The sequence below is a fragment of the Sulfurimonas xiamenensis genome (assembly GCF_009258045.1).
GTDB classification, from domain to species: Bacteria; Campylobacterota; Campylobacteria; order Campylobacterales; family Sulfurimonadaceae; genus Sulfurimonas; species Sulfurimonas xiamenensis.
The window spans coordinates 879,521-893,846 of record NZ_CP041166.1 but is presented as its reverse complement, the minus strand read 5'-3'; the positions used below and the strand labels follow the sequence as shown (position 1 = coordinate 893,846).

The following is a 14,326-nucleotide window of genomic DNA, read 5'->3' as shown; positions in this document are numbered from 1 at the left end:
TCCTATATTTTGTAATTATTTATAATTTTTTTACAAATTTAATCTATTTTTAAAGAAACTTGTTCTATTTAGAGATAGAACTTGCATTATACGGTTTAAAGGTTTAAAAAAATATAATATCAAAATAATTTTATTAGAAAAAATACAATATGTGAAGTAAAGAAGCAAAACAATGCAAGGATTTATTCTAAATCTTAATAAAGTAAAAGATGAAGATTTAATTGTTACTATCTTATCAAGAGAGAGCTTAGATACTCTTTATAGATTTTATGGAGCGAGACATGGAGCTATCAATCTTGGCTTTAAGATAGATTATGAGAAAGAGGCCTCTTCAAAATCATCAATACATAGACTAAAAGATGTAATCCATATTGGATTTAAATGGATAAATGATTATAAACTTTTAAAATTGTGGCAGGATTTTTGCGCACTTTTTTATAAACATCTTAAAGATACAGATGATCTTGATGTTTTTTACTTTGAACTTTTAGACAGTGCCTCACAAATCTGGAACAAACAAAACCCAAAAAGAGTTGCAGTAGAGTCATATATCAAACTGCTTGAATATGAGGGAAGATTACACACAGAGTTTGAATGTTTTTTATGCTCTAGTGCAATAGAAGAAGATGATATTTCTCTTATTCGCGCATTTTTACCGACCCACAAAGAGTGCTCTCATACTTTTGGAGTAAAAAAAGATGCTTTAAATGAGTTGTTTAAAAACAAATCAACACTTTTTTTAAACGATGAAGAAGTAGACAGACTGTGGTATATTTTACTTGAAGGGTTGTAGCTAATTTTTTTTAGCTACAAGAGAAGCAACTTTAATTTTTTCGCCTCTTAAATTTATATCGATTTTCTCTTCATAGTATATAACATCAAGTCCTATAAAAGAGTGCAGAAGTTCATTTTTACGCAAAAGATAATCTAGATTTGTAGTTGGAAGATTAAAATCACCATGTGCAACTATAAATGTTTCAAACATTAAAACACCACCGCTTTTTAAAGCATCTTTCATTTGTGAAACTAAACGACGGTTGAGATAGTTTATATTTACGATTAAATCATACTTATTTGGAGTCAAATTATATTTATCCAAATCTGTATCAATTTTTGTAATAGTTGCACTGTTTTTAACTTTGCCAAGAGCATAATCAGATATATCAACAGCATCTACCATAAAACCTAAATCAGATAAATAGTGCGCATTTCTGCCTGTTCCGCATGCTATATCTATAGCATCTCCTATTTTTGCATGCTCAATATATTTCTCAATCAAAGGAGAAACACTTTGCGGCATTGGATTGTCTAAATATCTCTCATTCCATCTCTGTTTATCTTCTATCATGCAATAAATCCTTTTTATGATAATCTATTTTTATAATCTTGATATCCAAACTCTTTTATAATATCTAGAGTTTTATCTTCTTTTAGTATAACCAATGATGGTAACTTAATGCCATTAAAAGTAGTATTTTTTACAAAAGTATAATGAATTTGATCTTCAAATATAACAGTATCACCAACTTTAAGCGGTTCATCAAATGAGTAATCTCCCATAATATCGCCTGCCAAACATGTATTTCCGCCAAATCGGTATGTATGTTTTTTCTCACCGGCTTCGCCGCTTCCACGAACCATAGCACGATAGGGCATAGCAAGAGTATCAGGCATATGAGCCTCTGCTGAAGTGTCTAAAATAGCTATATCCATGCCATTGTGAACAATATCCAAGACACTGCTTACCAAAACACCCGTTTCCCATCCCACAGCTTCACCTGGTTCCAAATATACATCGACGCCGTATTTAGCTCTAAACTCTTTAATAATTCGAATAAGTTTTTCAACATCATATCCCTTTTTTGTTATATGATGTCCGCCGCCAAAATTTATATACTTCATACTTTTAAAATATTTTGAAAATTTTGTCTCAAATGCCGCTAAAACATCTTCAAGCGCATCAACATTCTGTTCACAGAGTGCGTGAAAATTGAGTCCTTTAATATGTTCTAAAACTCTCTCGTCAAAATTTGCAAATGTTGTTCCAAGCCTGCTGTACAAACCGCATGGATTGTAGATATCCTTTGGGGAAGAGGATTGTTCCGGGTTGATTCTTAAAGACATACTTATATTTGGATTTATATTTTTCACTCTATCACAATATTTAAAAAGCTGGTTTGGAGAGTTAAATACAATATGATCAGATATCTCAGCTATCTGATCTATATCTTCATCTTTATAAGCAGGCGAATATGTATGTACTTCTAAATTTGGATCATCTTTTGCAAACTCTTCTCTAGCAAGCAGTGCCTCGTGAAGTCCGCTTGAAGTACATCCTTTTAGATACTGTTTCACCAAAGGAAATGTGCTCCACATAGCAAAACCTTTTAGAGCCAAAATAATTTTTGCTCCACTCTCTTTTTGCACATAATCCAATATTTCAAGATTTGCGCGAAGAAGTGATTCATCGCACATATAGTATGGTGTATTGATTTTTTTACTCATAACTACTCTGTATCTAGCTCTTTTATCTGCCAAGGAAGTCCTTGCGTGTTCATCTCATCCATAAATGGATCAGGGTCCATCTGCTCCATATTAAAGACTCCTTTACCGCTCCAGATGCCTTTTAGCATCAGTTTTGCGCCTATCATTGCCGGAACGCCTGTTGTATAGGACACTCCCTGAGAGTTTGTTTCCCTGTAGCACTCTTCATGGTCTTTTACCTGATAGATATATATCTTTCTCTTTTTGCCGTCTTTAATTCCCTCTGCGACAATACCGATATTTGTTTTGCCTTTTGTGCGAGGACCCAAAGATGCTGGATCAGGAAGAAGTGTTTTTAAAAACTCTATCGGGACTATCTTCATTCCCTTATGTTCAACAGGCTCAATTCCCAACATCCCGACATTCTCCAAACACTTCATATGCGTCAGATAGCTCTGCCCGAAAGTCATAAAAAATCTTATACGCTTTAATCCTTTGATATGTTTTACGAGCGATTCCATCTCTTCGTGATAGAGCAGGTAGCTGTCTTTTGGACCAACCTCAGGATAATCCCAAACCATTTTTATCTCCATTGGCTCAGTCTCGATCCATTTGCCATTTTCCCAATAGCGCCCTTTTGAAGAGACTTCTCTTAGGTTAATTTCAGGGTTGAAGTTTGTTGCAAACGGGTATCCGTGATCGCCTGCGTTACAATCCAAAATATCTATGGTGTGGATCTCGTCAAAGTAGTGTTTCTGTGCATACGCACAAAATATATTTGTTGCTCCCGGGTCAAATCCGCTGCCCAAAAGTCCCATAATTCCAGCTTCTTTAAACTTCTCATCCCTTGCCCACTGAAGTTTATACTCAAACTTCGCTTCATCTGGATGTTCATAGTTTGCGGTATCAAGGTATGGTGTCTTAGTGGCTATACAAGCGTCCATAATTGTCAAATCTTGATAAGGAAGTGCAACATTTATAACTATATCTGGTTTACATAAATTGATAAGTTTAATAACATCTTCTGTTTTATCAGCATCCACAGAAGCCACTTCTATATCTGCATTTGGAAGTTCATCTTTTATCTCTTGGCATTTACTAAGCGTTCTGCTTGCCAATACTATATGACCGAATACATCAGCATTTTGCACGCACTTATGCACAACTACACGACCTACTCCACCAGCACCAATTATTAATGTTGTTCTCAAATCTTCATCCTTTTAATTTAGTTTTACAGTTTATTACTCTGTCTCTAAGCTCGTTTGCTTTAATTTCTTCTGAAATTGGTTCTCCAAAGCAAACGACAATCTCTCTTTTTTTCAAAAAACATCTTTTTGCATCACCTTTGTGTCTTGAAAATATACTTCCAAAAACACCGTCTATATAAAAAGGAACTATTACAGAACCGCCTTTATCGATAAATTCATAGCCTCTATAAAATTTTGCAACATCAGAACTTCTGGAAATTTCACCCTCCGGAAATATAGCTATTATTTTACCATTTTTTAATCTTTTTGAAGCCTCATAAAATGAATCTTTGGAAGCTTTTTTAGATATTGGAATAAGCTCTGCTTTTTTAAAAATCCAATTAAAGACTCTCCAGTTGTAAATATCTTTATCTATCATATAATTAATTCGCTTCTCTATTGGAAGCTGAACTACAAACCAGTCTATCCAGCTTACATGATTTCCAACAAGCATTACAGCTCTGTCTTTAGGAATATTTTGCAAACCTATATATCTGAATCTGTAGCGAATTTTAAATATAAACTCCAACAATGTCCAGCTCGCCATAATAAAATAGCGTCTAAAAAGCATAACACTCAGATATAGTCCCACAAAAGTCATGATATAAAAAAGTATCTGCGCATCTGCCGAAAAATATGCAAAAAGCGTTGTTATTATCAAAAATGTAAACATAAAAAGAGTTTGAACAAAATTATTTCCAGCCAAAATAGTTCCCAAATGCACATTTGGTGATAGATACTGGATTTTTGAGTTTAACGGAACTATAAACAGACCAGAAAACAGACCAAAGAGCATAAACTCTATACTAAGAAGTATAACAGAAGTTGTAAATGGAATGCAAAATAAAATCAGCGTAATTCCGGCAGCACTTATTGCTGAGAGAGCTGTATTTATATAGTATTTTGAAAAATTTGCCGCAACTATTGAGCCAAAAACTATGCCAATAACAGCAAGTGCCATAATGCCTTGAACTACAACAGCATTTGTAATACCAAGAGCACTTTTTGCATATTCACCAAATATAGCCAAAACAACTTGAGATATCGCCCAAAAAAGACCAAGAGCTATTATGGAGTCAAATATCTCTTTTTTTCTCTTTATCATAATAATATTTTTTTTAAGATATGCGCCCATAATATATCTTTTAAATCTAAACTCTCTTTTGCTCTCTTCTACCATTTTATTTGGCAATTTTGAAGCTAACACAAATTCTACAACAGAGCCTAGAACCAAAAGCCAGCCAAGCGGCGCTATGATATGCAAGATATCCTCTTTTGTACTAAAATTATCCTGAAGCAAAGTCTCAAAAAGTGCAGTATAAAAAATAATTCCTAAAAGTATAGCAGCAGTAGTCGTCGCTTGAACGGCACCATTTCCGGCACTTATAAATTTTACGCCGACTAGTTCTTTTATATATCCATATTTTGCAGGTCCATATATAGCACTCTGAAGAGCCAGTAAAAAAGTCATGGCAAAAGCCGTAAAAAACCAACCTTGATAATAGGAATATGTGATAATAAGGGTTATAACCACTGCAAGAAGCGAGGAGTATTTCATAATAATATTTTTAGCAAATCTATCAGCCAAAAAACCAGCCGGAGAGAACATAAGAATAAAAGGCAGAAGCATAAGAGAGTTTACAATTGCCGTTAAAATAATCTGTATAGTGCCGTCATACACTTTAAAGATTGTGTTTTGAATGATTATCTTATGACCTAAATCAGTAAAAGCATTTAAAAAAACAACCGCCAAATAGTTTACTACTCCGGCAATGGCAAACATCTTTTTCACGCTTTATTAATTATTCTCTATAGCCAGTGTCGTACTCCAGCCCTCGTAATAGCCATGCTCTTTTTTAACAAGTTTATACAACTCTTCTACAACTTTTTTTATCTCTTTGTTTGTAACTGCGTGCTCTTTTAACAAAGCCGCGCCATATTCAAACTCTTCACTGCTGATATCATCTTTGAATCTAAATCCGTTTTGTAAAGCATTTTGAACAAATCTCTCTTTTTGCGAAGAAGTATCAAAAGAGACATAATGCTCTACATCTCTTGAAATAAGGAGATCATCGCCCTCTTCTTGAAGCAAAAAGATAATCTTGTCACTTTGAATATTGTGAAATTCCAGCTCAGTAGGAAAAAGATTTTTACTGTAAAAATCCCACTTTGCATCTTTTACAATACTGCTTTCATATTTATATCCGCTCTCTTTAAGCATATGTGCAACAATTGATTCTAAATTTTTCGAATTTTTTGCATAAAAATAAAATTCATGCCAACCCTCATTAACTCTACTACCGACATACTTTGCTCTATTCTCATGCTCAAGAGCTATAATAATAGACTCTTTTGTCTCTAAAAATGCATCAAAAGCATCACTATCTTCATCTATTTTGCTTAATTTTATAAATAAACTAAATAACCATGGATTAGAATCTTGAAAATCTTCTGTATCAATATCTACCTCTATATGAACCGACTCAGAATCTTCAACTCTATTAAATATTTCTCTCATACACCAACTTCATTTGAATTTTTAACTCAATTTTTATATATCAATCACTTCATTTACTTCTAGCCCAAAACCGCTTAATCCGACAAACTCAGTTGTTTTTGCAGAAGTTAAAAGATTCATTTTTGATATACCAAAAGATTTTAGTATTTGCGCACCTATGCCAAACTCCTTCATAGCAGCATTATCATGATGCGTCGGTTTATTGATAAAGATCAAAATACCGCTGTTTTTCTTAAAATACTCTATTGAAGATATTAGATTATTGTATTTTTTTTGATTTAAAAGAAGCTCCATATCTGGTATAACATTATGTACTCTTACATTTGCAACTGAAGTTACTTTATGAAATACTATCGCTGTATGTTCAATTTTGTCATGATCCGCAAATGTATATTTTTTTACCTTTACGCCAAAAAATTCAACTTCTTGTACATCTATTTCATTTACAAGTCTCTCGTTTGCAAGACGATACTCGACAATATCGGAGATAAAAACAGTTTTTAGATTATGCTTTTCTCCAAATAGATCCAAATCATCGCGTCTAGCCATAGTACCGTCTTCTTTGATGATTTCACAGATAACAGCCGATTCGCTAAGACCTGCAAGACGACAAAGATCAACAGAGCCTTCTGTATGACCGGTTCTTACAAGTGTTCCGCCATCTTTTGCTATAAGAGGAAATATATGACCCGGCTTTACCAACTCATCAGCATGACTTATAGGATTAGCCAAAATTTTAATAGTATCGTCTCTCTCAGCTGCAGAGATTCCCGTTAGCGCATTCTTCGCATCAACGGAAACCGTAAAAGCTGTTTCATATGAAGATGTATTTGAACTTACCATTGGATTTAACTCAAGACGCGCAGCAATACTTCTACTGATAGCAACACATATAAGTCCTTTTGCATGTGTTGCCATAAAATTTACATGTGCAGGCGTAGAAAAAGCTGAAGCGTAAACTAAATCACCCTCATTTTCTCTATCTTCATCATCAATCATTATGACCATATGCCCTTTTTTTATCTCATCAATCGCTTCTAATACTCTTTGTGTAGGTGTCATGTATACTTCTTTATAATTTAATTAACACAATTGTATATAAAAGTTGATTAATTTTAGTTCAAACCACTGTTTTGAAAACTTATTTATTATTTTCTTGACAAAGAGAGCTTATTTGCCTATAATTCCACTCCAACAAACATAAATTAACTTTGTTTGTAAGTAACGCGGAATAGAGCAGTTCGGTAGCTCGTCGGGCTCATAACCCGAAGGTCACAGGTTCAAATCCTGTTTCCGCAACCAAATTTTACTTTTCACTATTGGGGTATCGCCAAGCGGTAAGGCCGCGGCTTTTGGTGCCGCTATTCGGGGGTTCGAATCCCTCTACCCCATCCACTTCTACAATAAAATGATTAATTTTTGTTTTAGTCTAGAAAGTTTTGACTTAAGAATACTGAAGTATCTAAAGAAAACACTGACAAAGATTAAAGCCAAAAGTGCCATTTTAAAATATCGCGGAATAGAGCAGTTCGGTAGCTCGTCGGGCTCATAACCCGAAGGTCACAGGTTCAAATCCTGTTTCCGCAACCAATCAAATCATTTAAATATACTATCATTAGCTTTTAAAAAAATCCTTCTAAGCAAATAAATTTTCTACTTTACTATCCAAAGATGGCTGTACCAGTACCATCTGCCATCTTTTGCCTGGGCGGTGCAGGTGTATCTGTCTCTTGGACTTTTGAGCTTATCTTCTGCTTTGATCTTTACTTTTGTTGGAGAGATCCATTCAAGAGGCACTGTTTTGCCGCTTGAGAGGTAACATCCTAAATTTTTCAACGGTTTTTTCAACTCTATTGTCAATGTAGGCGGATTTTTTGATGCTGTTAAAGGCTCTTTTGGCGATATCTCTTTTACAGGAAGAGGAAGAGTGTTTAGCTTTAAAACAAAACCTTCCATATTTCCAAAAAACTCCGACATAGGAAAACGAGCCAGAGTTTTTGTATCACTATGCATACCTATAGGACCTGATGTTTGTGTAACGCTGACATACCCCAGACTTCGAATAAAATCAGCCGTTTGCATACTATACTCTCCATAAGGGTAGGAGAAGAGTTTTGGATTTTCATTTGTATCATCTCCAAGCTCCTCTTGCAATCTTTTTTGTGCAGTTTCAAGCTCATATCTTATGCGGTTTTGCCATATCTGTTCATCTTCGCCATCTTTGGGTATCATATAATCATGTGTTTTGGAGTGGTTGGCAAATTCTGCTCCAAAAGACTGCATCTCTCGCATCTGCTCCCAACTCATATAGTTTTTGGATCTATTGTCTATCGGCGTACTGTTTACAAAGACGGTAAAAGGAAAGTTTTTCTCTTTAAGTTTTGCAAAGGCTTCTGTGTAAACACTGACATAAGCATCATCCATAGTTAATGCAACAACTTTTTTTGGGATAGCTCTGCCATCTAAAATATAACGGGCAATTTTGGAAAGAGGCCAAACCTTATAATCATTTTGCGATAAATACTCCAGATGCTTTTCAAACTGCTCCATCCTGATATTTGTAGATGGATATTTTGATTCTCCAAAACGGTGGTACATAAAGACAACTGCTCCCTCATCATCCAAATAAGCACTATTTTGAGCACTCAAAAATTCGACAAATAAGAGCAAAAGTAAAAAACTTAGTAACATTTTTTTCATTTTTAAAATCCGTTTTTTCTTTTACTATAGCAAAATTATGGTTGCCAATCCAAGAAAACTGAAAAATCCTACGATATCAGTAACCGTTGTAAGAATCACTGATGAACCGACAGCCGGATCAATATCTGCCTTTTGAAGAAGAAGAGGGATGAGTGAGCCGAAAAAACCCGCCGTGATGATGTTGATAACCATGGAAGCAGCTATAATCACTCCAAGCATAGGCATAGAAAACCACATCCAAGCTATAAGACCGATAACGACTGCAAATATAAAACCGTTCATAAGAGCTAAATATACCTCTTTTAATATGGTCTCTTTCGCATCTTCGAGGCTAATGTCTCCAAGCGCCATTTGACGAACTGTTACCGTCAGCGTCTGCGTTCCCGCATTTCCGCCCATAGATGCTACGATTGGCATTAAGACGGCAAGTGCAACAAACGACTGCAAAGTTGCATCAAAAAGACCGATGACAACCGATGCTGCAATAGCAGTTACAAGATTTATGCCAAGCCAGTAAGCACGATATTTTCCTATATGAAAAAGACTTTCCTCCTGCTCTGCATCCTCATTAACACCCGCAAGATTATAGAGCTGCCCTGTTGCACGCTCCTCTATAATGTCATATATATCATCCGAGGTTATACGCCCAAGAAGCCTGCCTTTGGCATCGGTAACCGGAATTACCCCCATGTCGTACTTTGATGCAACCTCTACGACATCGTGAATATCATCTAAAGCTTTAACAGAGATAATATTTACCCCCTCTTTTACTAGCTCTCTATAATTAACATTTGGTCCAAGAAGTATCAAATCTTCCAGTGGAATTGAGCCCAAAAACTTATGATTTCTAGTCACCACATAAACCTGATAGACACTGTCTAACTCTTTTTGGGCTTTTAGACGCTTAAGCCTTCGTATGGAGTCTCCTACCTGTTCATCTATAAATGCAGAAAAAAGCTCAGTCTGCATATATGCACCCGCTTCATACTCATCGTATGCGATAAGGGTCTGCAGGTTTTCTCTATCTTTGTGCGGAAGACTCTCAAGAACCTTATGCGCTACTTCCTCATCAACCTCTTCTATGTTTCGAATAAGCTCAGCTGCATCATCCGTATCAAGCGTATTTACTAAAGAAGCAAGTTTATTTGGCGTAAAATACTTAGCTATCTCCTCATGGCAGTGACGAGGAAGTTCTATCATTACAAGCGCTTGAAGTTCTTGCGGAAGTTTAAAGAGCTCATCTAAGTAAAGTTGTTCATCTTCATCACGCAACTCAAGCAGATCTTCTGCGATATCGTAGGGGTGCAGACTAGTGTCAATACCCTCTAAATATTTTTCTACTTTATCTCTAAATGCATCAATCAACTCTTGCAGTGACAGTTTCATGTTTTCTCCCTATTTTTCCATCTCTAATTGCATCAGATAGGCATCACAACCGTCTCCGTAAAAAGCTTTAAATTTCTTAAGTTTGCTAAAGCCCATTTTTTTATACAAAGCAATCGCTGCTTCATTATCCGTACGCACTTCAAGAAGCACTCTTTTAAAACCTAAAGCCAAAATCTCTTGAAATGCCAATCGAAGCAGCTCTTGCGAAATTTTTCTATTGCGATATGCTTTACTGACTCCCAAAGAGTATATTTTGGCATTTTTTCGTTTAACGAGCACCAAGATATAACCTACTACCTTACCCTCAACCTCTGCTAAATAGAGCAGATTGTTTTTAATATGGTATAAAAAAGAAGCTCTTGAGAGAGGATAGTTTTCCACTGAAAACGACTCTTTTTCTAACACATATAGCGAAGCGGCATCGGATGTTTTGGCTTTTCTTATTATCATTTTTGGTAGATCGTATACTTTGGCACAAGCTTAAACGGACGATAAGACATCTTTACCTTGCGCAGATTTTCAAATCCCATGTCATCACCTACATTAATATATGAGATATTATAATGCTCTTTTAGCATCTTAGAAAACTCTCTAAAGATAAACTGAGCGCATCCCAAAATCTCAAAATCGGTTTTCTCTATAATAACCGTTGCCGTATCTTCGTTGATTCTCTCACCTACCGTAAAACCTTTTAGCTCGCCATTTATGTATATAACCAAACCGATTAAAGAGAGCTCTTCATAATATTTGAGCATCTGCTTTACCGCATGTCTCTCCTGATGAATCCCCTCTAAAAAGTGTTCTGCCTCCTCTTTTGGCATATATTTTACCCTATCAGAAACCCATTTGTTAAATAGATGCATAATCTCATCTTTATGTTTTATGTTCTCTAACTTTTCAATAACATAATCCGGATATGATTTCATAAACTTATTGATCTCTGTTCTTTTTGTGTGGTAACTGTTTCCGCGCAGATCTATAAGCGCATCTACTTCATAAACATAATCAACCAGTTTTCTCTCTACTATATAAGATTCAAGCATTTCAAACATACTCTGAGCTTCATCAGCACTTTGAATAAACTCTTCAAGCATAGAAGCCTGAACATAATCTATATGAGAGTAATATGGTGAAGAGTTATTTGTATTCATAATCTCAAAACAGCGAATAATTGCATCAGTTATATGTTTTTTCTTTCCTAAAGGAGGAAGAAGCATCGTTAACTCACCGCCCGTCATAACAAAGAGACAAAAACATTTGTTTATAATCGCGTAAAATCCGCTGCTGTTAGCCAGCCATATAAAGTTTGCGGCAAAAGTATAGTCGCTGATATCTACATCAAGCTTTGCCAAATACTCTTCCATAACAAGTTTTGTATTTATAGTAAATCGTTTCAATTTTTGTTTATTTACGGTTAAACGCCCCATAGAGTTCCTCTTTTTATTGTGTATAATAAATGGAATAATACATCTTTTTTTTATATTTGCAACACTAATTTTCATCTCTTTTAAAAAATATATATGAGGCGTTATTTACTAAAAATTAAGGTAAATATAAGGCGACTATATTTATAATTCCACCCGTTTTACAAAACCAATATTTAACTCTATTGGGGTATCGCCAAGCGGTAAGGCCGCGGCTTTTGGTGCCGCTATTCGGGGGTTCGAATCCCTCTACCCCATCCACACTGACTATTTGATATAATCTGGAATCAAACTCTTTATTTTTTCATATATCTTTTCAAAATCAGTAGAATAAACTCTTGTATCTGCAACTGAAGTCATAAAATTGGTGTCACCTTGCCAACGGGGAACCAAATGCATATGGATATGTTCAGCTATTCCGGCACCTCCGGCTTTTCCAAGATTCATACCAATATTTACCCCATGAGCACCAAATCCCTCTTTTAAGAGTTTTACGCCTTTTTGCGCTAAGTTACTCATATGAAGCCAAGTTTCACTCGGTAATTCTTCAAGTTTATCGGTATGAAGATGCGGAATAATCATAAAATGACCCGGTGTATATGGATAGCGGTTCATAACCATAAAACAGTATTTATCTCTGTAGAGTACATGTAGCTCTTTATCCTCTTCTTTATGAGAGCTTATATAACAAAAAACACAACCCTCTATCTTTTTACTTGTTATATATTTATCCCGCCATGGTGCATATAAAATATCTTTCATTTCAACCCTTTAATTAAAATCTCTAACACAAAAAAATTAAATAAATGCAAATACTAAATCAGGAAACAGCATTACCAAACCAAGCGCCACAATTTGAAGCAGTATAAAAGGGATAATTCCCTTATAAATTTCAGCTGTCTTTATACTCTCTCCCGCAGCTCCTTTTAAAAAGAAGAGTGAGAGTCCAAACGGCGGAGTTAAAAACGAGGCTTGCAGATTTAGAGCAATTAGTATTGCAAACCAGACAGGATCAATCCCAAACGCATGCATAACCGGCACCAAAATCGGAACAATGATAAAACTTATCTCTATAAAATCTATAAAAAAACCAAGAATAAAGATACTTATCATAGCAAAAGCTATAAATATCCAGACATCACCTATATCATCACTAAAAAACTCTAAAATCATATCTGTTCCGCCAAGCTCGTTAAATACCAACGAAAAAGCTGTTGCTCCAATAAGAATCATAAATATCATACCGCTGAGTTTCACGGTTTGCATAGCTGCATACTGAAGCATTTTAAAATTTAAGGATCTATTTAGAGATGCAAGCAAAAGTGCACCTATCACTCCAAAAGCTGCCGATTCAGTTGGTGATGCAATGCCGACAAAAATACTTCCCAAAACAGACACCATAAGAAGCAGAGGCGGAATAACAGCTACGATAATCTCTTTTATTCCCACAAATTGAAGATCTTCAGCTATAGGAGCAGCATCAGGCTTAAGATAAGAAAAGATCAAGATATAAATAATATAAAGTCCTACAAGTACAACTCCAGGAAGTACCGCTCCCATAAAAAGCTCTCCAACGCTAACACTCATAACATCACCCAAAATAATCAATATAATTGAGGGCGGTATAATCTGCCCAAGAGTTCCGCTTGAAGCAATAGTTCCCGCAGCAAGTCCTTTGTCATATCCAGCACGAAGCATCAATGGAAGCGCAATTACGCTCATCATAACAACACTTGCCGACACGACTCCAGTCGATGCTGCAAGCATTGCACCTACAAGTACTACACTCACCGCCAAACCGCCTCTTGTAGTTCGAAACATAGAGGTCATAGCTGCCAAAAGTTTCTCAGCCATCAAAGATTTTTCAAGTAATAAACCCATTGCAATAAAGAGCGGTACCGCCATAAGCGTCGTATTTGACATGATTCCATAGATGCGAAACGGCAAAACGGAAAAGACATCAAAACCAAGTTCAGGAATCAAAAAAGCAAAAACAATTGAGACTCCTCCAAACACAAAAGCGACGGGAATTCCAACCATAAGCAGTATTAAAGCAACTATAAACATCAATATGGCTATCATAGCGATCTCCATTTTTTAAAACTTTTAATTGCCTGTGAAACCGCCTGAAGTGACAAAAAAACAAAAGAGAGCGGCATAAGAGATTTAACAATAAATCTATACTCCAATCCGCCCGGATTTGAGGATGCTTCCTGCTGTACAAAACTCATATGCACAAAATCAATACCTATATAAATGATAAGCAGAGAAAAAGGAAGAACAAAAAAGAGTGATGCTATAGTATTTATCAACGCTTTTGTTTTTTTTGAAAAAGAGGCATAAAAAATATCGACTCTCACATGCGCATTCTCTTTAAGCGTGTAAGCTATTCCAAATAGAATCACGATATCAAAGAGGTGCCACTCCAGCTCTTGAAGTGCCACTGAACCGGTAGAGAAGAGATATCTTGCAGTTGCGTCATATACAACAAGCAAGATTAAAACTCCGAGGATAAAAGCGGTAAAGTAACCCAAATATTTTATAGCTTTATCTAAATAATTCAC

At 35.6% G+C, this 14,326-nt stretch carries 14 protein-coding genes and 4 tRNA genes; 5 read left to right on the top strand and 13 right to left on the bottom strand.

What is annotated here, in order from left to right; all coding sequences use genetic code 11:
• Nucleotides 1–172 precede the first annotated feature (172 nt).
• Nucleotides 173–793 carry a recombination protein RecO gene (recO, locus tag FJR47_RS04585; protein ID WP_152299278.1) on the top strand — a complete coding sequence of 207 codons (621 nt, stop codon included), beginning with the start codon at nt 173–175 and terminating at the stop codon, nt 791–793.
• On the opposite strand, the gene FJR47_RS04580 is transcribed toward recO, so the two are convergent.
• Genes FJR47_RS04580 through FJR47_RS04555 form a run of 6 tightly spaced genes read right to left on the bottom strand, consistent with a single transcriptional unit; the run spans nt 794 to nt 7,314 of the window.
• A complete protein-coding gene (locus FJR47_RS04580) occupies nt 794–1,348 on the bottom strand; it encodes a class I SAM-dependent methyltransferase (RefSeq protein ID WP_152299277.1) in 555 nt (184 codons plus the stop codon).
• 14 nt (nt 1,349–1,362) lie between these two features.
• The gene (nspC, locus tag FJR47_RS04575) at nt 1,363–2,505 is read right to left on the bottom strand and encodes a carboxynorspermidine decarboxylase (RefSeq protein WP_152300280.1); all 1,143 of its coding nucleotides are present in this window, start codon (nt 2,503–2,505) and stop codon (nt 1,363–1,365) included.
• A 2-nt stretch (nt 2,506–2,507) separates the two neighbouring features.
• Nucleotides 2,508–3,695, bottom strand: coding sequence for a saccharopine dehydrogenase family protein (locus FJR47_RS04570; protein WP_152299276.1), 1,188 nt, complete (start codon nt 3,693–3,695; stop codon nt 2,508–2,510).
• Between the two features lie 4 nt (nt 3,696–3,699).
• Nucleotides 3,700–5,517 carry an MFS transporter gene (locus FJR47_RS04565; RefSeq protein ID WP_152299275.1) on the bottom strand — a complete coding sequence of 606 codons (1,818 nt, stop codon included), beginning with the start codon at nt 5,515–5,517 and terminating at the stop codon, nt 3,700–3,702.
• A 15-nt stretch (nt 5,518–5,532) separates the two neighbouring features.
• Entirely contained in the window at nt 5,533–6,252 is a 720-nt protein-coding gene (locus FJR47_RS04560) for a DUF695 domain-containing protein (protein WP_152299274.1), read from the bottom strand.
• 33 nt (nt 6,253–6,285) lie between these two features.
• The gene (locus tag FJR47_RS04555; RefSeq protein WP_152299273.1) at nt 6,286–7,314 is read right to left on the bottom strand and encodes a bifunctional 3,4-dihydroxy-2-butanone 4-phosphate synthase/GTP cyclohydrolase II; all 1,029 of its coding nucleotides are present in this window, start codon (nt 7,312–7,314) and stop codon (nt 6,286–6,288) included.
• Nucleotides 7,315–7,477: 163 nt separating this feature from the next.
• Between FJR47_RS04555 and FJR47_RS04550 the strand changes: the two genes are divergently transcribed.
• The 3 genes from FJR47_RS04550 to FJR47_RS04540 all read left to right on the top strand — a co-directional run bounded on the left by FJR47_RS04550 (nt 7,478) and on the right by FJR47_RS04540 (nt 7,842).
• A tRNA-Met gene (locus FJR47_RS04550) sits at nt 7,478–7,554 on the top strand.
• A gap of 18 nt (nt 7,555–7,572) precedes the next feature.
• Nucleotides 7,573–7,647, top strand: a tRNA-Gln gene (locus FJR47_RS04545).
• A gap of 118 nt (nt 7,648–7,765) precedes the next feature.
• A tRNA-Met gene (locus FJR47_RS04540) sits at nt 7,766–7,842 on the top strand.
• Between the two features lie 63 nt (nt 7,843–7,905).
• Here the strand turns inward: FJR47_RS04540 and FJR47_RS04535 are convergent.
• Genes FJR47_RS04535 through FJR47_RS04520 form a run of 4 tightly spaced genes read right to left on the bottom strand, consistent with a single transcriptional unit; the run spans nt 7,906 to nt 11,765 of the window.
• Nucleotides 7,906–8,952: a polysaccharide deacetylase family protein gene (locus tag FJR47_RS04535; RefSeq protein ID WP_152299272.1), complete on the bottom strand. Its 1,047-nt coding sequence runs from the start codon at nt 8,950–8,952 to the stop codon at nt 7,906–7,908.
• 24 nt (nt 8,953–8,976) lie between these two features.
• Nucleotides 8,977–10,338, bottom strand: a complete 1,362-nt coding sequence (gene mgtE / locus FJR47_RS04530) for a magnesium transporter (protein ID WP_152299271.1) — start codon at nt 10,336–10,338, stop codon at nt 8,977–8,979.
• Between the two features lie 9 nt (nt 10,339–10,347).
• A complete protein-coding gene (gene rimI, locus FJR47_RS04525; protein WP_152299270.1) occupies nt 10,348–10,788 on the bottom strand; it encodes a ribosomal protein S18-alanine N-acetyltransferase in 441 nt (146 codons plus the stop codon).
• Entirely contained in the window at nt 10,785–11,765 is a 981-nt protein-coding gene (locus tag FJR47_RS04520; protein WP_152299269.1) for a DUF2156 domain-containing protein, read from the bottom strand. Before FJR47_RS04520 ends, rimI begins: the two co-directional genes overlap by 4 nt.
• 183 nt (nt 11,766–11,948) lie before the next feature.
• On the opposite strand from FJR47_RS04520, the gene FJR47_RS04515 reads away from it, so the two are divergent.
• Nucleotides 11,949–12,023, top strand: a tRNA-Gln gene (locus tag FJR47_RS04515).
• 6 nt (nt 12,024–12,029) lie between these two features.
• Here FJR47_RS04515 and FJR47_RS04510 read toward each other — a convergent pair.
• Genes FJR47_RS04510 through FJR47_RS04500 form a run of 3 tightly spaced genes read right to left on the bottom strand, consistent with a single transcriptional unit; the run spans nt 12,030 to nt 14,326 of the window.
• Nucleotides 12,030–12,524, bottom strand: coding sequence for an HIT family protein (locus FJR47_RS04510; protein WP_152299268.1), 495 nt, complete (start codon nt 12,522–12,524; stop codon nt 12,030–12,032).
• 36 nt (nt 12,525–12,560) lie between these two features.
• Nucleotides 12,561–13,844 (bottom strand): TRAP transporter large permease, encoded by a 1,284-nt coding sequence (locus tag FJR47_RS04505; protein WP_152299267.1) that lies wholly within the window; start codon nt 13,842–13,844, stop codon nt 12,561–12,563.
• Complete coding sequence (locus tag FJR47_RS04500) at nt 13,841–14,326, bottom strand: TRAP transporter small permease subunit (RefSeq protein ID WP_152299266.1); 486 nt, start codon at nt 14,324–14,326, stop codon at nt 13,841–13,843. The genes FJR47_RS04505 and FJR47_RS04500 overlap by 4 nt, the downstream gene beginning before the upstream one ends.